The organism is Paenibacillus dendritiformis, from assembly GCF_021654795.1.
Classification (GTDB): domain Bacteria; phylum Bacillota; class Bacilli; order Paenibacillales; family Paenibacillaceae; genus Paenibacillus_B.
This window is the reverse complement of the sequence record NZ_AP025344.1, coordinates 2,622,693-2,639,449: the sequence shown is the minus strand read 5'-3', so window position 1 is coordinate 2,639,449 and position 16,757 is coordinate 2,622,693. Positions and strand designations below refer to the sequence as shown.

15 protein-coding genes are annotated in these 16,757 nt (G+C 54.7%); 3 read left to right on the top strand and 12 right to left on the bottom strand.

What is annotated here, in order from left to right; genetic code table 11:
- Nucleotides 1–576: 576 nt before the first annotated feature.
- Nucleotides 577–1,287, bottom strand: a complete 711-nt coding sequence (locus L6439_RS11575) for an alanyl-tRNA editing protein (protein WP_213471487.1) — start codon at nucleotides 1,285–1,287, stop codon at nucleotides 577–579.
- A gap of 348 nt (nucleotides 1,288–1,635) precedes the next feature.
- Here L6439_RS11575 and L6439_RS11570 point away from each other — a divergent pair, with 348 nt between their 5' ends.
- A complete protein-coding gene (locus L6439_RS11570) occupies nucleotides 1,636–2,853 on the top strand; it encodes a cytochrome P450 family protein (protein ID WP_213471486.1) in 1,218 nt (405 codons plus the stop codon).
- Nucleotides 2,854–3,233: 380 nt separating this feature from the next.
- On the opposite strand, the gene L6439_RS11565 is transcribed toward L6439_RS11570, so the two are convergent.
- The 4 genes from L6439_RS11565 to L6439_RS11550 all read right to left on the bottom strand — a co-directional run bounded on the left by L6439_RS11565 (nucleotide 3,234) and on the right by L6439_RS11550 (nucleotide 8,279).
- Nucleotides 3,234–5,756 (bottom strand): ABC transporter permease, encoded by a 2,523-nt coding sequence (locus tag L6439_RS11565; RefSeq protein ID WP_213471485.1) that lies wholly within the window; start codon nucleotides 5,754–5,756, stop codon nucleotides 3,234–3,236.
- A 6-nt stretch (nucleotides 5,757–5,762) separates the two neighbouring features.
- On the bottom strand, nucleotides 5,763–6,449 hold the full coding sequence (locus L6439_RS11560; RefSeq protein ID WP_168177965.1) for an ABC transporter ATP-binding protein: 687 nt from the start codon (nucleotides 6,447–6,449) through the stop codon (nucleotides 5,763–5,765).
- Nucleotides 6,450–6,556: 107 nt separating this feature from the next.
- Nucleotides 6,557–7,597 carry a sensor histidine kinase gene (locus tag L6439_RS11555; protein ID WP_168177966.1) on the bottom strand — a complete coding sequence of 347 codons (1,041 nt, stop codon included), beginning with the start codon at nucleotides 7,595–7,597 and terminating at the stop codon, nucleotides 6,557–6,559.
- Entirely contained in the window at nucleotides 7,590–8,279 is a 690-nt protein-coding gene (locus L6439_RS11550) for a response regulator transcription factor (protein WP_213471484.1), read from the bottom strand. Before L6439_RS11550 ends, L6439_RS11555 begins: the two co-directional genes overlap by 8 nt.
- Before the next feature lie 518 nt (nucleotides 8,280–8,797).
- Here L6439_RS11550 and L6439_RS11545 point away from each other — a divergent pair.
- Both L6439_RS11545 and L6439_RS11540 read left to right on the top strand, forming a co-directional pair.
- Entirely contained in the window at nucleotides 8,798–9,118 is a 321-nt protein-coding gene (locus tag L6439_RS11545) for a transposase (RefSeq protein WP_172879205.1), read from the top strand.
- Nucleotides 9,115–10,050: an IS3 family transposase gene (locus tag L6439_RS11540; RefSeq protein ID WP_213471791.1), complete on the top strand. Its 936-nt coding sequence runs from the start codon at nucleotides 9,115–9,117 to the stop codon at nucleotides 10,048–10,050. The genes L6439_RS11545 and L6439_RS11540 overlap by 4 nt, the downstream gene beginning before the upstream one ends.
- Nucleotides 10,051–10,303: 253 nt before the next feature.
- Here L6439_RS11540 and L6439_RS11535 read toward each other — a convergent pair whose 3' ends face one another.
- The 7 genes from L6439_RS11535 to L6439_RS11505 form a co-directional block, all read right to left on the bottom strand.
- The gene (locus L6439_RS11535; RefSeq protein ID WP_213469765.1) at nucleotides 10,304–10,696 is read right to left on the bottom strand and encodes a GIY-YIG nuclease family protein; all 393 of its coding nucleotides are present in this window, start codon (nucleotides 10,694–10,696) and stop codon (nucleotides 10,304–10,306) included.
- A 54-nt stretch (nucleotides 10,697–10,750) separates the two neighbouring features.
- Nucleotides 10,751–11,230 carry a DUF6530 family protein gene (locus tag L6439_RS11530; RefSeq protein ID WP_168177969.1) on the bottom strand — a complete coding sequence of 160 codons (480 nt, stop codon included), beginning with the start codon at nucleotides 11,228–11,230 and terminating at the stop codon, nucleotides 10,751–10,753.
- A 472-nt stretch (nucleotides 11,231–11,702) separates the two neighbouring features.
- Nucleotides 11,703–13,181 (bottom strand): serine racemase VanT catalytic subunit, encoded by a 1,479-nt coding sequence (gene vanT / locus L6439_RS11525; protein WP_213469764.1) that lies wholly within the window; start codon nucleotides 13,179–13,181, stop codon nucleotides 11,703–11,705.
- Nucleotides 13,171–14,025 carry a D-alanyl-D-alanine carboxypeptidase family protein gene (locus tag L6439_RS11520; protein WP_237096827.1) on the bottom strand — a complete coding sequence of 285 codons (855 nt, stop codon included), beginning with the start codon at nucleotides 14,023–14,025 and terminating at the stop codon, nucleotides 13,171–13,173. The genes vanT and L6439_RS11520 overlap by 11 nt, the downstream gene beginning before the upstream one ends.
- Entirely contained in the window at nucleotides 14,022–15,083 is a 1,062-nt protein-coding gene (vanG, locus tag L6439_RS11515; protein WP_168177999.1) for a D-alanine--D-serine ligase VanG, read from the bottom strand. Before vanG ends, L6439_RS11520 begins: the two co-directional genes overlap by 4 nt.
- Nucleotides 15,084–15,740: 657 nt before the next feature.
- Complete coding sequence (locus tag L6439_RS11510) at nucleotides 15,741–16,109, bottom strand: ArsR/SmtB family transcription factor (protein ID WP_168177971.1); 369 nt, start codon at nucleotides 16,107–16,109, stop codon at nucleotides 15,741–15,743.
- Nucleotides 16,110–16,544, bottom strand: coding sequence for an SRPBCC family protein (locus tag L6439_RS11505; RefSeq protein WP_168177972.1), 435 nt, complete (start codon nucleotides 16,542–16,544; stop codon nucleotides 16,110–16,112).
- Between the last annotated feature and the right edge of the window lie 213 nt (nucleotides 16,545–16,757).

Below are 16,757 nucleotides of genomic sequence, written 5' to 3'. Positions count from 1 at the left end.
AGATTCTCCTTACGAGATGAACATACATGAAGGAGGCGCGGCATGAACACCAACGATAGTAAAGATATCACTGTACTTTTTTAACAGGCGGTAGTGATAGAAAAAGAGGGCTCCCCTGGACGAGGGCCCTCGGTTCCGCGGGCGAGGGGGGCCCCGGCTGGAAGGTTCTTCATCGGCGATGAATTCCCCCGGCTGCAATGACGCCGCAATAGGACGGAAGCGCCCCTGTGGGGCACCGCGGCTGCTCCCTTGTCCCGCTAAGCCTGACCGGATGCGTGAATAAGACCAGCATCCGATACACTGAAGCTCCAAAAATGCAGGATTTACCTCACAGCCGCTTAACGCTCACTGGAATCCTGCAAATATACATCATTTTCAACCCGTTACGGCTCCAATTCGGCTGCAACGGCCGAATTCCTGCAGCCACGCAGGAATTGCAACGAATTCCCCCATCATCGCGATAAAAAGCTGTAATTTTGCAGGATTTCCACGTTTGTTGCCATGTTGCTGCCATGAACCGCAAAAGAATGGCGACCTGGCCCTGGAAAACCGGTCGTCCAACTGAAAATTGCCGGCTTATACCACTCTTACCTCCAGCCGTTTATTGTTTTTTCCCTTGCTTTTCATATCGGTTATCTCCATCCCGCCAATTTCTCCGGTGCTTCGGACGTGGGTGCCCCCGCAGGCTTGTTCGTCGACCGATCCGATGGCTACGAGACGGACGGCGCGGACAGAAGGCGGCAGCAGGCTGGCGACCGTCTTAATCATGCCCGGAATATTCTCCGCCTCTTCCCTGCTGACGGTCCGGTATGAGATCGGGAAATCCGCCGCAATGATGCGATTCGCTTCCAACACGATCTCATCCCGCTGCTCCGGCGTCAGGTCCTGAAGCTGGTTGAAGTCGATGCGCGCCCGATCTGGGTAAATCTGATTCCCCGTGCACAAAGCGCCGTACTTTTGGTAGACGACCGCGCCAAGCACATGCAGCAGGGTGTGATGGCGCATCAGCCCCAAGCGGCGCTCCCAATTCACTCGCACGCGAACCGGCCCAAGCGTCAAGTCCGCTCCGCTCCTCACATAGTGGACAATGCGGCCGCCCTCCCGCTTTACGCTGTAGACCTCGTACGTCCGCCCATCCTGCTCCAGGATGCCGGTGTCATGCTCCTGCCCTCCTCCTGCGGGATACAGTACGGTCTGATCCAGGATAATCTTGTCCTCCTCCGCTTCCATCACAGCCGCCTCGCATTCCTGCAGATAACAATCTTCCAAAAACAATTCTTTCGTCATTGATCCTCTCTCCTTTTTTAGACGTTATTAGACCAACTACTTAAAAAGAATGGCAGAAAAACGGCTCACGACGAAGCGAACCGTTCTCCTGGATCCGGGCGAAATCCGGCAAACCCATTTCTAGTAGTTATATTACTGATTACTATAATTTCGATATGGCGGGAAGTCAAGTATTTCCAATGAATATTCCGTTTCCGCCGCCCTGGATTCATCATTTCCCCAATCGGCTGAGCATCAAAAAAGAGAAATATATGTACATGATGGTATATATAACTATTTATAGTATAATTATTAAGTGTGGGTATACCTGTCCGGTAACCATGAAAAATGAATGAAGGAGGCGCTCGAATGGCCACAAGCCCAACCGTCCCGACGATCAATCCTTTTTCATCCGATTTTAAGGATCATGCCTATGCGCTGTATGAGAAGCTCAGAGAACATGATCCGCTTCACCGGATTACCCTGCCCAACGGCAGGACAGCCTGGATCGTGACACGCTATAAGGACGCCGCAGCCGCCCTGAAAGCCGATCATTTGAAGAAAAATCTGTTCCAATTCGTCACGCCCGATGAAATGGGGCTCCCCCCCTCGCAAATGGACCTGATGACCAGACATATGCTCAATTCGGATCCGCCGGATCATACCCGTCTCCGCGGCCTCGTGCAAAAGGCATTTACCCCTCGCATGATTGAGAGGCTAAAGGATCGGATTCAGGGCATAGCGGATGGGCTGCTGGATCAAGTGGAGGATCAGGCCTCGATGGATCTGATTCAAGATTATGCCTATCCCCTTCCGATTATTGTCATATGCGAGATGCTGGGTCTGCCCGCCGAAGAGAGGGATCAGTTCCGCCAATGGTCCCATGCGCTCGTCTCGGCCATCAATGTGCCGGAGAAATATCAGCAAATCGGATCGGAGATAGATGCTTTTACGGACTATATCACGGCCCTGATCGAGAAGCGCCGTCGAGATCCGAAGGAAGATCTGCTATCCTTGTTGGTGCAAGCGGAATCCGAAGGGGACGCCTTGTCGGAAAAGGAACTGATATCGACGATTCTCCTGCTGATCATAGCCGGCCATGAAACGACCGTAAACCTGATTGGCAATGGCATATTCACCTTATTGACTCATCCGGATGAACTGGAGGCGCTGCGGAACGCCCCTTCCTTAATGGAGTCCGCCATCGAAGAATTGCTCCGGTTCATGGGCCCGGTCGAATTCGCCACGAACCGCTGGATTGGAGAAGATTATGAATGGAACGGCAAGCTCATCTCGAAGGGGGACATGGTGCTTGTCGCGCTTGCCTCGGCCAACCGCGATCCCGAGTACTTCAAGCAGCCGGATCGGCTGATCTTGTCCCGGGAGCGGAACCATCATATCGCGTTCGGACTGGGGATCCATCATTGCCTGGGGGCTCCGCTCGCCCGCCTGGAAGGACGGATTGCAATCGGCACGCTCTTGCAACGCCGAAGCCGCATGAAGCTGGCCGTGCCGCCCGAGCGGCTCGAATGGCAGCCCACTTATCTGATGCGCGGATTCGCCTCCTTGCCGCTGCAATTCCAGTAACGGCGTGCACGTGCCGAGTTGACACGGATATCCGCTTCCCGCCTCCTGATCCGCTTCGTGCGGTTCGGGAGGCTTTTGGATCCGCAAGCGGGATGCTCGGGCCGTCACTTGCCTGCATCGGTCCTCAAGGCGGGGAAGCCATCAATAGTCTGCGTCCGGAATGATATCCCTTCTGATACTATTCCGGTACGATATGCCCCTCTTTCACGACAACCAGGGCATAGATCGGCTCGTCGGCGAGCGAGGCGGCCGCTTGTTCGAGCCTGTCCCTGTCCATGCCGACATCCTCCGGCGATGCCGCAGGCCCGTCCTGGACCTCGGCATTGCCTGATCGATGGAACGGCTTCCGCTCACGGATTTATTCGTTCCCGCGATCCTAGCTATTCCACGGCCTTGAGCCGTTCCGCGATAGTCGATGTGGACAGCGCTTGATAAGCGGCAAGCGTTACGACCAAGGAGATCATGACCAGCAGCGGAATGAGGGACGCGATGGGCCATATGTTCATGGTGAACTCCGTAAAGGCCAGACTTTCCGATATCCCTTTCCCAACCCGGTAGATGATGTACATGCCCGCCGTTCCCGCAATTGCGCTTGTGAACAACACACTGTATAGCCCTTCATACACAAGCATTTTCTTCAGCTGCTTTTTGGTCATGCCGATGCTTTCCAGCATGGCGAATTCATTCCGCCGCGAGAGTACCCCGGTAATGACCGTATTGATATAGTTCAAGATGCCAATCATGGCGATGACCGAGCTTAATCCATAACCGACCGTTTGGAAAATGCGGATGAACCCATGCATCTCCTTGGTGTAATCTTCCCTCGATATCATCATCAGCTCTGGAGAGGAGTCAATTACGGCCTTCGCATCGCGCGCCACCTGATCCCGCTTGTCAGGAGCGGCGTGAAGTGTAACGGAGAGAATCGCAGGGTTGTCGAGCGAATGGACGAGCTCATGCGCCGGGAAATACACATTGAAGCCCCCGCTGCGATAAGACTGCGTCCCTGCCGCATAGAGCGCATCCGGCTTCATCACCGCCAGCACCGCATAGCTTTTTTCCATGCCGTCCAGCTTGATACGGTCGCCCGGTTGATAATAACTTGCATATTGATCTTCTTCTAATGCCGTTTCCGTAATCAATACGTAGTCCCCGGAGTCGAATTTTTCCCTGTCAAATGCGCCGGCTGCAATATCGCTCTTCTGAATCACGTCGATCCAACCGCTATCGATCCCATGAAGCTGCACCCATACCGCTCCATTTTCCAAAACAGATGTAAAAACAGGCATGCCGGGATCTTCAGCCGCCGCCACAGGCTCCAGCAGGGATCGGACCGCTTCATCGAGCTTGAACTGAACTTCCTTGTAATACACCTTATCCAGACTCTTCACGCCAGCAATTGCCCCTAGCGCCTTGGCAATGTCCTCCGTCAGCGCATAGCCGGCCTTATCGATAGCCCTTCTGCCGCCTGCGGAAGCTTCTTTGACAACGAAGTCCCCCGAGATGAAGGAATTCAAGTATTTGTTCATATTGAACGATGAGATTACGGTGTAGACCGTGCCGAACAGAATAATGCTCAGTGACAGCGAGGCCAGCATCAGGAACAGCTTTTTCTTGTGCCGAAGCAGATTCGCCAGGGACATTCTCGATAGCCTTGCTCCATGAACGGTTCTCCTGGTTTTCCTTCTGCTGCTTCCCCTGATCCCGGCAAACTTCACCGCCTCGACGGGCGCAATCCTTGCCGCCATCCTGCCCGGCTTATTTGCAGCAATCCGGACCGTCATATAGGAGAACAGCGCCGCCCCCGCGAAAATGAACGGACTGGCCGAATGCGAGGTCTCTATCTTTTCAGAAGACAGGCCTGTTATCATCGGCGTTACCCAGCGTCCGATCCCGTAACCTAAGGCAAGGCCGAGGGGCAGAGCGACCACATATAATAGATTGGCCTGAATGGAGATGATCTTCCTAAGCTGCCTGGGTGTGGTTCCAATCGTCTTCAATAGACCGTAAAAGGTAATATCCTTGACCACCGAAATATGAAAAATATTGTAGATCAGCAGATAACCGCTCAGCATAATGATGAGCACCAGCCCGGCATAGGGCAGTGCATGGGCGATATTTTCAGAAAAGGATACACTCGTATAGGCCCAGTTCACCCCGTAAGACGCGTCTACCCCGGTCTCGGATAGAACGTTCTTGATCTTCTTCTCGATATCCCAAGCGTTGTTGAACATGACCTCCAGTCTTATTGTATTGGCATAACTGCCCGTCCGCCTGGACGCTTCCGGATCGATGTGCGCCATGTTTTTCTGTACGAAAGACTCCGATACAAACACCAGCCCCGCCATCGCCACATACCGATCCGTCTCGTAATAACCCGATAAGATGAAGTCTTTGGACATGTGCTGACCGTTGATGTCCATATCCAGCCGGACCTTTGCCCCTATTTCATAAGGAACGCCGAGCAGATCCAGTGTCCAGGTGTTCATCGCAATTTCATTTTCTCGGGAAGGAAGGCCCCCCTCCTTGAATGTGATAAAGCTATGTTCTGCCGTACTTTCGTCAATATGATGGATTTCCACCGTCGTTCCTTTGAATGCTGCGTTTGCGGCACGGCCAACCAACACGGATTTTCCATATTGCTTGACCGACGGATGCCGCATCAGCTTCTCCGCCTCATCCGGCTTGAGGTATTTGAAGCTGCCGTGGAAATCACTTCCCGCCGTTTTCATTTGCGCAAGTTCCATAGACCTATTGAGACTGAATCCCATGGTAAAAACGGAGGTGATCAGCAGCGTGGTCAAGACTGCCGCACACACGATGATCAGGTTGCGCAGCCGGTTCGCCTGCAAGCTTCTCTTCGCGATATGGAATACGGTTCTCCCATTGTTCGTACGGATCATGCGTTCTCACCTCCGGCCGGCTTCGGATCGGCTTGCGATTCGGCCGTCCTCGATCCGGATCACCCTGTCGGCGGTCTGCGCGATCTCTTCGTTATGGGTAATCATCACCATGGTCTGATTGAACTTCTCGCTCATCTGCTTCATCAGGATCAGCACCTCTTGACTTGTCTTGCTGTCCAGATTCCCGGTAGGCTCGTCCGCCAATAAGATAGATGGCTTGGTCGCCAGCGCCCTTGCAATCGCCACTCTTTGCTGCTGCCCGCCGGACAGGTTGGACGGCAGCATATGAATTTTCTCCTTCAGTCCGAGCGCCCCTATGACCTGATCTACATGCGGCTTATCCACGCGGGCTCCATCCAGTTCAATCGGCAGCACGATATTTTCGTATACGTTAAGAATCGGAATCAGATTATAGCTCTGAAACACAAACCCGACCGACCTGCGCCGGAACACGGTCAGATTCTCATCGTTCATGCCGAAAATATCGTTCCCGTCCACGTAAACCTTGCCTTCCGTCGCCCGGTCCAGCCCGCCGATCATATGAAGCAGCGTGCTTTTGCCGCTGCCGCTCGTGCCGACGATAGCCACGAACTCGCCCTTCTCTACGGTCAGGGAGATACCGTCGAGCGCTTTTACGATCGGTTCCCCTTTGCCGTAATATTTCTTCAGATTGTCAACTTCCAGGATTGGCAAGACAGTCATCTCCCAAAATAAATAGTCTGTATCCTAGGTACAGACTAAATGTAGCACACGAATCTAACATTCCCGTGTCTAAAATATATCAGTGTTGACACAATCGCCTACACCGCAGGCAAGAACACCGAGAACGCCGTCCCCTCCCCCGGTGTCGAAGCAGCCCGGATATACCCGCCCTGGGAGGTGATGATTTCCCTGGCCAGATACAGGCCAATGCCCACGCCTTCATATTCCGCCGCCTTTTGGCATCGGTAAAAACGCTGGAAAATGAGGTTCAGTTCGCTCTCTTCGATGCCGATGCCCTGATCGGCGATGTCGATGCGGCAGAACATTTCTCCGGGATGGACTGCAATATGTATTCGTCCCCCAGGCTCACTATACTTCACCGCATTTTCCAAAATGTTAAACAGTGCCTCGCCTGTCCATTTCCGATCATGACTGGCTGCCGTTTCTGGATCGCAGCATATCGCGATCTCGATATGCTTTTGTTCCGCTTCGGCGTAAATCTGCGATACGGCTCCGGTTATCGTCTGCAGCACCGGGTGGACAGAAGCTCTTATCGCGATGATCCCCGTTTCCAGGCGGGACATCTTGATCAGCGATTGGATCAGCCAATTCAGCTTTTCGGATTGACCTCTGATCTGAGCCACGAGGTGGCGGATCTCCTCTCCGTCCTCGCCCGGCTGATGGCTCTCCTCAAGCAGCTGACTGTATAGAACGATGTTGGACAACGGTGTTTTCGTTTGATGGGAAATGTCGGAGATAAGCGCCTTGATATTATTTTTCTCCTCTTTATTTGCCTTTTCATGAGCCTTCGACATATCGATATACCGGATTAACGTGTGCTCCAGGGCTGACAGACTCGTGTCCGCATAACCCGTGATCCGTTCCCGCCCGCTCATCGCCCCGTCTACGATATCATGGACCGTATGGATCGCGGCCGCAACCTTCGATTGAAGCATCCGGATCCAGGTTCCTCCCGTTACGAGCATGGCAGCGGCGAACCAAAAGCTAAGCCATCCGGCCGCCCCGTCAAATCCGGTCATATACAGCATCCCGGCCACATAGCCGAGGACCAGCAGGAGGAATATCGAGGAGAAAATGACATAAATCCGTTTGAATTCGATCTCTAGGCGCTTATTCATAACCGGTCCCCTCAGCCCATACATAGCCTAGGCCGTAGACGGTTTTAATGAATTTGGGCGCAGATGGCTCGTCTTCGATCTTCGCCCGCAAGCGTTTCACGGTCACCGTTAAGGCGTTCTCGTCTACGAACTCCGCCTCATTCGCCCATACCCGATCCATGAGCTGCTCTCGGGTAAGAATCGTCCCCCGGTTCGCGACCAATGCCTTGAGCAGCTTCTGCTCGGTTCGGCTTAGCGTCAAAGACCGGCCCCGTTTGCGAAACTCCATGTTCCCGAAATCGAATACCAGATCGCCGATCGTCAACTTGTCTTCTTGCTGCGGGTCCATCCTTCTCAACACGGCCATAACTCGCGCGCGCAGCACCATCAGGCTGAACGGCTTCGTAATATAGTCATCCCCGCCCAGCTCCAACCCAGTCACAATGTCCGACTCCAGATCGTTAGCCGTCAAAAATACGATCGGAACCCGGGATGTCAGGCGTATCCGCTCACAGAAATCCAGGCCGCTGCCGTCAGGCAGGTTCACGTCGAGGATAATCAAATTGATAGAACCGTTCGAAAACAGTTTATCCGCCGTGGCCAAATCGTAAGCCTGTCGAATCGTAACCCCGTCCCGGGCAAGCGTAAGGGCAATGCCCTTATTCAAGCTAATATCGTCCTCCACTACGAGCAGTGTAGTCATGGCAAATGGCCGCCCCTCTTCCTCACTCCATGATCCTTCTCATTCACCCGATCGTGAGCACGTTCTTCAACGGCAAATGACAGGCATGGAACATGATTGCTACCCTCCGAAATGATCATATCACCATCAATCTACCACGCGTACGTTCGCTAGTTCAATAGACTATCTCCGGCTATATCAACTCCTCTTCACCCTCTATCGACACCCTTGCTTTTTGCCAGCATTGCAGCCTGCCACATAGCACTCTGTCAGCATTGCACTCGGCCAGCATTGCAGCCTGCCAGGATTGCAGTCTCCCACATAGCACTCTACCAGCATCGAAAGCTGCAGAAACGCAGGAATTTCCTCAGGGGCGATTAACGCTGCATGGAATCCTGCAAATATACATCAATTTCGGCCCGCTACGGCTCCAATCCCGCGAAAACGTGTAAATTCCTGCACTTTCTCCTAGGCCCCCTAATTAAACTGGAGCTTCCGGCTCCAATATTATAAGCTGTTATCAGAGGGGGACAACTAGTATGGGAAAGCACTTTAGCAAGGAAAAACGCCTGCAAATTGTAAAGGAAGCAATGGCCGGCATTAAGGTGGGAACACTTGCCCGAATGTACGGTGTCCATCCGGAGACGGTACGTGTTTGGGTTAGAGACCACCGTGACGAAATTAGCCAAGAGGAGATACCCGCAGCAGACGAGCATCTGCAAGAACTCCGTCGACTTCAAGAGGTAGAGGCAAAGTTCGAGCAGGCAAAAAAGCTCCTGGGTGAAAAAGAGCTTGAGATCGAGATCCTACGAGAAGTCGTAAAAAAGAAGAACCCCGCTTATCTGAAAGACTTGAAATAGCAGAACCGTTTATTAAGCGGGGGCATGCAGCAGCTAAAGTTCTGCGTATCCTGAAAGTTCGCGAATCGACGTACTATGGCCGGAAGAAACGAGAGGCATCCAGTACCGAAGAACAGGCTTCATGCGCTCTAAAAGGGCGTCCTGTGCCTGGATTTTCCTCTACGAATACGGGCCGGAAAGTTTCAGATGAACAGATTAAAGAATGGATGCTCGAACTCCTGGAAGGAGAAGAGCACATTTATGGGTATAAGAATTTGGCGCTGTGCCTCCGCAGACAACGTGGATTGATTCTAAACAAGAAAAAGGCGTACCGCATTTGCAAAGAGTTAGGAATTCTTCAGAAACAACGGAAGAAAACAAGCAAACATCCTCGAAGAGTACCGAGAAACCGGACGGTAACCGGGGTGAACCAGCTATGGCAAATTGATATTAAATATGGGTACGTGATTGGGCGCCAGCGTTTCTTTTTCGTGCTCAGTATCATCGATGTATTTGACCGCGTCGTCGTCGGACAATACCGGGGTTCCGTGTGTGAGGCCAAGCACGTCGTACAGACACTATGCCGGGCGCTACAAGAACGGCTGAATCCCGGCGATGAGTTGCCCACCGTCCGCACCGACAACGGGCCTCAGTTTGTCAGCAAGTTGTTTGGTGATACGTGCGAGAGTCTGGAGATCGTCCATGAACGCATCCCGCCACGCAGTCCGAATATGAATGCCTACATTGAGTCATTTCATAGCTTACTCGAACGTGATCTGTTCAGCCTGACGGAATTTATGACATTTGAAGAGGCCTATGAAGCACTTGATCGTTACATGGATTTCTACAACAACCGCAGAATGCATGGTAGCCTAAAGAGCATGTCACCATCGGAATACTCAAAGTGGGTCATGACGCTGGAGGACCGATCAAAATATCATCGGGCCGTGTAACCACGCGAAATAGGAAGCAATTCTAAGAACGCATCTTTTTTGGTGGACATGACTCCAGATATAGGGGGCCTAGCCGCTTTTGCAGGATTTATAGTAAAAACACCCTCTAATGCAATAAAATACTGTATATTAGCAGGATTCACACGTATTGACTCGCCCAGCCGGGAACCGCCACTCAAGTAGACACGCCGTAATCCCTCCCCCTAGGATCCCATGCACAGCAAAAAACCGGCCCTCCGGCCGGTTCCTGAGCTTAAGGCTTGCGCTTCGGTTTATTATATCCTGCATCTCCAAACGGCTGCAGCTTCTCGATCCACAGTTCCAGCAGCGCGCCCACCTCGTCCCGGTACTTCTTCAATTCGGAACGGTCGGCGACGCTCTCTTCCCGGGGCTTAACCCGATCAAGCTCCTCGAATACGAAGCAATCCCCGCCATACTGCTCCCAATCCTGCTTCAGCTCCGGGATGTTGTTCAACTTCGTCTGCTTCATGAATTCGAGCCGATTTTTGGCTCCGTCCAGATCCATCGTGCCCTCCACAAGGATTTTCCCGTTCTTCACATTGCGAATCTGGTAGACGCCCATCGGCCGGAACGAATTCTGGTAGGCCGAGGCCAGCTCTTTCTTTCTCTGCTTATCCAGTGTCATGACGGCTTCTCCTTTCTCACGCGGCTCTCATGCGGCCTGGTTGCTTTATCCGTATCAGTAGCCCATCTCCTTCAACAAGGCGGACAATGTCCGCAGGCGCTCGCCATTCAGTTCGTCGTCGTCGCTGAGCGCCTGGCTGAACAGCTTGATATCTTCCTTAATCTTCTCGTTGTCGGTGCATACCGCCACCGTCATCGCATCTCCTTGCAATCCGATGCGGTCCAGCACCGGATTGTCCGGATCGTACAAGTCCTCATAACGATACGCTTCGCGAAAATGAACCATGCTCCGGCAGACGAGGATCGCCAGGTCGAGCACGCGGTGAAGCGGCAGCTCCTCCGACTGTCGGGACCATTTCTCCCCGGTATACCGCCATACTTTGGCCGAGATATCGACCTTGCCGCGGTCATTCCATTGTGCGAGGCCGAGGGAAAGCCCCTTCGCATCGGAATGTCCCGAATAACGTCCGTCCACGTTCTCGTAATTTTCCGAGACAATGACAGGTTTATGCTTTAGATTTGTAGGAATTTTCATCTTCTATATCCTCCATCCGAATCTGAACTATATCGAAATAAGTTATTTACTAGATTACTAAATTACTAACTCACAAACTAATCATAGCTCCCCTCGCCACGAAAGTCAAGACATCGCAAAAGGACGCGCCCGGACCACCGATCGTCTTCGCGATCGGCAGCACCGGCACGCGTCCCGCAACGAGATCGGCATGCTGCTTGCTCTATGTCGTTGTTACTGGCACCCTTCCATCAGCGCCGCGCCCCGCTAGGCCGCCCCATTCCTCGATGCCTCACCGCTCCTTGCCCGGCATTGACCTTCCCCATAACCTGGCTCCCTGACCTAACTCCTCATCGAAATCACGGGATCGACTTGAATCTGATGCTGCGAGATGCCCATATCGGCCTCTTGGCGCAGCTTGCGCTTCGCCTTGTTGTTGACCCTCCCGGAGATGCCCTCACAGTCTCTTCCTCCAGAGATAAATTCGCTCGTGTCAGAGATAGATTCTCTCCACTCGCGGTCCGATGCGGCTCACGATCTCGTTCGTAATCGTTCCGCAGCGGCGCGCCATCTCGCCCGCCGTAATGGAGGCGTGCCCGTCTCGCCCGATCAGCGTTACCGTATCCCCTTCCTGAACACCCTCGATATGCGTCACATCCACCATGAATTGATCCATGCAAATTTTGCCCGCAATCGGCGCTCTTTGCCCCCGGATGAGAACCGCACCCCCTTGCTCCGCGAGAACTCTCGGCACGCCGTCCGCATAGCCGATCGACACCGTCGCAATGACGCTGCCCGCTCTAGTCATGTAACTGCGACCATACCCGACAGGCTCGTCTGCCTCCATCTGCTTGACCAAGGTCACCCTGGCCCTCCACGACAGCGCCGGACGCAGCTCAATGGGCGCTTGATCGCGTTCCGTGCCGAGCAGGCCGAACAGGGCAATGCCCGGACGGGCCAGACCGCAGGGCAGCTCAGGGTAATTGACGATCCCGTAGCTGCTCTGCATATGCAGCGTGCCCGGGTCCAACCCGGCCGCCTTGATCTGATCGATCGTCTCTAGAAATCGCTTGATCTGGGCATTCGTGAACGCGATATCCGCTTCCGCCGGGCTATCGGAGGAAGAGAAATGAGTGAACGTTCCGGTGACCCGCACCTTGCGGAGCCGATACATCGAGCAAATCTCGTCCGTATGGCTCCAACGTTCGCCCAGCCGGCCCATGCCGGTGTCGATCTTAATATGAACATTCACATATTTTCCGAACGCGTCCAATGCTTTGCCGTAATCGGCGCTGACGACCGTCTGCGACAGCCGGTAACGCGCCAGATCGCCGAACCGTTCGGGAGAGGTATAGCCGAGCACCAATATTTCTCCCTTGATCCCTCTCCGGCGCAGCGCTATTCCTTCCTCCACGTCCGCCACCGCGAAATGACGCACGCCAATGCGGCTCAAATGCTTCGCCACCGCAACACTGCCATGCCCGTAAGCATCCGCCTTGACGACGGCCATCAGCCCGCAATCGGGCGGCAGCAGGCCGCGAAGCTCCCGCACGTTATGCGTCACGTCATCCAGCCGTATCTCCGCCCATGCCCGGCGACGCGGGTTCGGAGCCTCCCGGCGGTAACGGCCAAGGAAGCGCATCACGGCAAAAGACATCATTACCGGCAGCGGCGCGACCGCCGCATAATGAACGAGACTGTCCCCGACCAGAAACGGAGCGAGGCCGATTCGGCGCATGAAGCGATACAGGAGGCTCTGATCCCAAGCCTTCTCCCCCGTCAGCCTGCGGAAGAGCAAGAACCCCGAGGCCACAAAGAAAAACGGCACGGCCACGCGCGCCGCAATCCCGCTCAGCACAACATCGGCATCGGGGCTGTACGGCATCAACGGGCCGGTATGAATAGCGATGACCAGCAGGGCGGCCGCGATTTCGAAGCGGTCGAGCCCGGTAAATCGAAGGTTAGCCGTCACGGCGCGCACCGCCTTTGCGGTGAAGCACGGTCACGATGAAGCCGTCTTGGTTATTGCCGGATAACCGGCAGGGCGTGCCGTGAACGACCGGCACCGCAGTCAGGCCCTTGGCAGACGCCGGGACATAATACACTTCATCCACGCCGTCCCGTCCCTCGACGATCAGATGGGGCCCGTCCCAGGCAAATTGCTTCACAAGATCGATATATTCCTCCAGACACAGCCCGCGCTGCGCCATAATCCGCGAATGCGGGAAGCCGACATAGCGAAAATGCCACGGCTCGCAAGCGATCCCGGTGATCGGCTCCTTGCCCTCCTCGTATCTCTGAATAAAGCCGTAATCGGCGGCAATTCGCCTGAAGTCCCGGCAGACCCCGCGATCGGGGAACGGCGGGCAGAGATAGTCGATCGCAGCGGCATATTCGCCGACATCCACCGCGAGCCCGGTCTGATGCTCGCTCTCGTTAGGGCGCGCGACATAGCTCGCCGTGAAGGCGGCGCCGTGGTCCCGCAGCGATGCCTCAAAGATGCGCGCTTGCGCTTCCTTCGAACGATAGCCGCTGACAGCGACGATGCGCCCTCCGGCACGGCAGGCTTGGAGCAGCTTGTTCAACTGGCGCAAGCATGTCCGCTCCAGCCGAATCTCCTGCTCCTCGCCATGACCAGCCGCCGGAATCTGTCCTGCCGGAAGCAGCTCTCCCGGAGCCGGCGGCCGCTTCACCGGGTGGTTGCGGTTCACGAGCACCACATGCCCCGCATGAATCTGCTCCTGGCTGACAGCCATTTCCGTGTATTTCCCCATAAGCGATCGGCGTCTGGCGGCATACATTCTGACCTGATTCATGCGCTCCGTCCCTCCGCCAGGGCAAGCTGAATCAACCGGTCCAGGATGTCCGGGAAGGACAGGCCGATCCCGCGCAGCATATTCGGATATCGGCTCGCCGACGTAAATCCGGGCATCGTGTTCACCTCATTGAACACGATCTTTCCTTCGTCCGTCAGGAACAGATCGACGCGGGCGAGCCCGCGGCAGCCGAGCGTCCGGTAGATCGCGAGCGCCGCTTCTTTGACTCTCGCGGCGGTCTCGGCATCGATGCGGGCAGGCATATGAATGACGGACGTCTCAAGCGTATATTTTTCATGATAGTTGAAAAAGCCGCCCCGCAGCTCAATCTCGTCGACCTCCCCCACGAACGGATCGGCATCGCCCAGCACGGCGCATCCCACCTCGAAGCCGCTCACCTGCTGCTCGATCACGATCTTATGGTCATGGGAAAAAGCGAGAATCGCCCCATCCATCAGCTCTTGCTTATTGGAAGCCTTCGTAATGCCCAGGGATGATCCCGATCTGGCCGGCTTGACATACAGCGGAAATCCGAGTCTTGCCGCGGCGTCCACCGCCTTGTCCAACGGTTCGTCATCGTAAATCGTCATCGACTCCGCCGTCTCGATGCCGGCCTCTCGCGCTAACGCATGCGCGATCGCCTTGTCCATGCCGATGGCGGACGACAGCGTCCCGCAGCCGACGAACGGAACGCCCGACAGCTCCAACAGCCCCTGAACGGTGCCGTCCTCGCCGTTTTTGCCATGCAGGACAGGGAAGACGGCATCGACGGGAGTTATATGATATTCCGTGCCGACAAGCACAATGAGCCCTCTAATGTCGCGGCTGGGCGAGAGACAGGCGGGCAAGCAGGCGGGATGGGCATGCCAGCGGTCCTGCCGGATATCCTCGGTGCTGCCGTGATATTTCAGCCATCTGCCCTCGCGCGTAATGCCGACCATGACGACATGATAGCGATCCCGGTTCAAATGATCGATGACCGAGGCGGCCGACTTCAAGGATACCTCATACTCGGTGGAGCAGCCGCCGAACAAGACGGCAATCGACTTCTTTTTCATCAATAACAAGCCTCCATGAAGATAGTTTTCTGCTATGCTTCATCGTAGCCTGTTTATCTTGTTTATCTTTAAATAGAGTGTTAATGTTTCTAAAGATTCTGCTAGACGATTATGAAGAATTATGAAGTTTTGTTAAGAAAGGAGCGGCCCGCATTGATCCATTCGCAGGATATCGGATAATTCGAGAGGCTGCCCGACCGGGCGAGGCAGATCGTGGAAGCCATGTTCCCGCGCTCCGCGAAGCGATCGACCAGGGCTGTGATATCGAGGAAGAGATTGCGCTTAGCAAGCACACGTCACTCCGTCCCTTACATATCGTGTTCCTCCCGGAGCAGCTTCCGCTCGTCGAACCACGGAGTCAGCCTCCAAGATAAGCAGACTCCGCCCTTTCATGTCCGCGCGCTACTGCGCCGCTTGGGGGAATTGCCGGAGCCCAAGGACTGAAGCTGTTGGGTAAAAAAAGGACATGAGGCGCCATTTTCCATTTCCCGCTTCCGCGGCTCTTCCTCATCGTGAGCGCCATCGTGGCCTGCCTTGCTTGGATCTGTCCACAAGCGCCTTTCGAACGGGCAAGTGAGCCAGGCGTAAGCTGCCGCCGCTTGAAGGAGAGATCGGCAGCCCCCTGTCCTCCAATATGAACAGGCACTGACGCAAATGTCAGTGCCTGTCCTTCTCCTCCGCAGCCGCGGCATGCAAGCCGGGATTCGCCTCCTGCTCCACGACATGCTTCAGGATCGACAGCTTGTTGCTCCAGAAGCGCTCGTAGAAGGAAAGCCAATCCTTCAGCTCCGTCAGCGGCTCCGGATGCAGCCGGTAGATTTTCTCACGGCCCGCCTTCCGCCCGCTGACCAGCTCGGCTTCGGCCAGAATATGAAGATGCTTGGCAATGGCGGTGCGGCTGACGGGGAAATGGCGCGCAATCTGGGAGATGGGCAATTCCTTGTCCGCCAGCAAGCGGAGAACCTCCCTGCGGGTCGGGTCGGCGATAGCCTGAAAGACATCGTATTTCGCCGCGGACGATGACACTTAGCCCTCGACCGCCTGACGAAGCCGTTGATGCACGATCGCATCCCAGCCCTGGTTCATCCGCTCGCGAATAACGGCGCTTTTCTCGTTCGCCTTCCCGATAATCGCTTCCGCTTCCTTCCACCCTCCGTGAATCAGCGTGAACTCGGTCTTGTCCCCCATCTCCTTCAGCAGGAACGTGACGACCCAGCCTTCCGTATCCCACGAGAAGGACAGCCGGCGCGGCGCCTCGATCTCGAGGACTTGGCACGGGGAAGGACCGAACGGGGATTGAATATGGAATTCATGTCCCGTCTTCGGCTCGAAATCATTGTCCATGAACCAGGAGGCAATGCCTTCCGCCGTCGAGACGACATCCCACACCTTTTGAATCGGCGCATTCAATACGATGGTTTGCTTGATATCGGGAACTTGCTTTTTGTTGTTGGTCTCCATCCTCATTCTCCTTTGAATTCGAAAATATGAAACCGAATGGTTTCGCTTTTTCGATTATATGAAACCATTTGGTGTTATGTCAATCATTCCGTTCTCTTCTATCTGCCAAGCAATATGATCCAATTTTCCCCTGCTTGCCGCTTACCCATACCGAAGTTCACCGTTTGTTCATTGAAAGCGCCGCAACGGAACCGGATATAATGGCCAATATTC

Coding starts and splice junctions, on each gene's coding strand:
- L6439_RS11575 (WP_213471487.1), bottom strand. CDS start 1,287: ATGACGAAAGAATTGTTTTTGGAAGATTGTTATCTGCAGGAATGCGAG.
- L6439_RS11570 (WP_213471486.1), top strand. CDS start 1,636: ATGGCCACAAGCCCAACCGTCCCGACGATCAATCCTTTTTCATCCGAT.
- L6439_RS11565 (WP_213471485.1), bottom strand. CDS start 5,756: ATGATCCGTACGAACAATGGGAGAACCGTATTCCATATCGCGAAGAGA.
- L6439_RS11555 (WP_168177966.1), bottom strand. CDS start 7,597: ATGAATAAGCGCCTAGAGATCGAATTCAAACGGATTTATGTCATTTTC.
- L6439_RS11550 (WP_213471484.1), bottom strand. CDS start 8,279: ATGACTACACTGCTCGTAGTGGAGGACGATATTAGCTTGAATAAGGGC.
- L6439_RS11545 (WP_172879205.1), top strand. CDS start 8,798: ATGGGAAAGCACTTTAGCAAGGAAAAACGCCTGCAAATTGTAAAGGAA.
- L6439_RS11535 (WP_213469765.1), bottom strand. CDS start 10,696: ATGACACTGGATAAGCAGAGAAAGAAAGAGCTGGCCTCGGCCTACCAG.
- L6439_RS11530 (WP_168177969.1), bottom strand. CDS start 11,230: ATGAAAATTCCTACAAATCTAAAGCATAAACCTGTCATTGTCTCGGAA.
- L6439_RS11520 (WP_237096827.1), bottom strand. CDS start 14,025: ATGAATCAGGTCAGAATGTATGCCGCCAGACGCCGATCGCTTATGGGG.
- vanG (WP_168177999.1), bottom strand. CDS start 15,083: ATGAAAAAGAAGTCGATTGCCGTCTTGTTCGGCGGCTGCTCCACCGAG.
- L6439_RS11505 (WP_168177972.1), bottom strand. CDS start 16,544: ATGGAGACCAACAACAAAAAGCAAGTTCCCGATATCAAGCAAACCATC.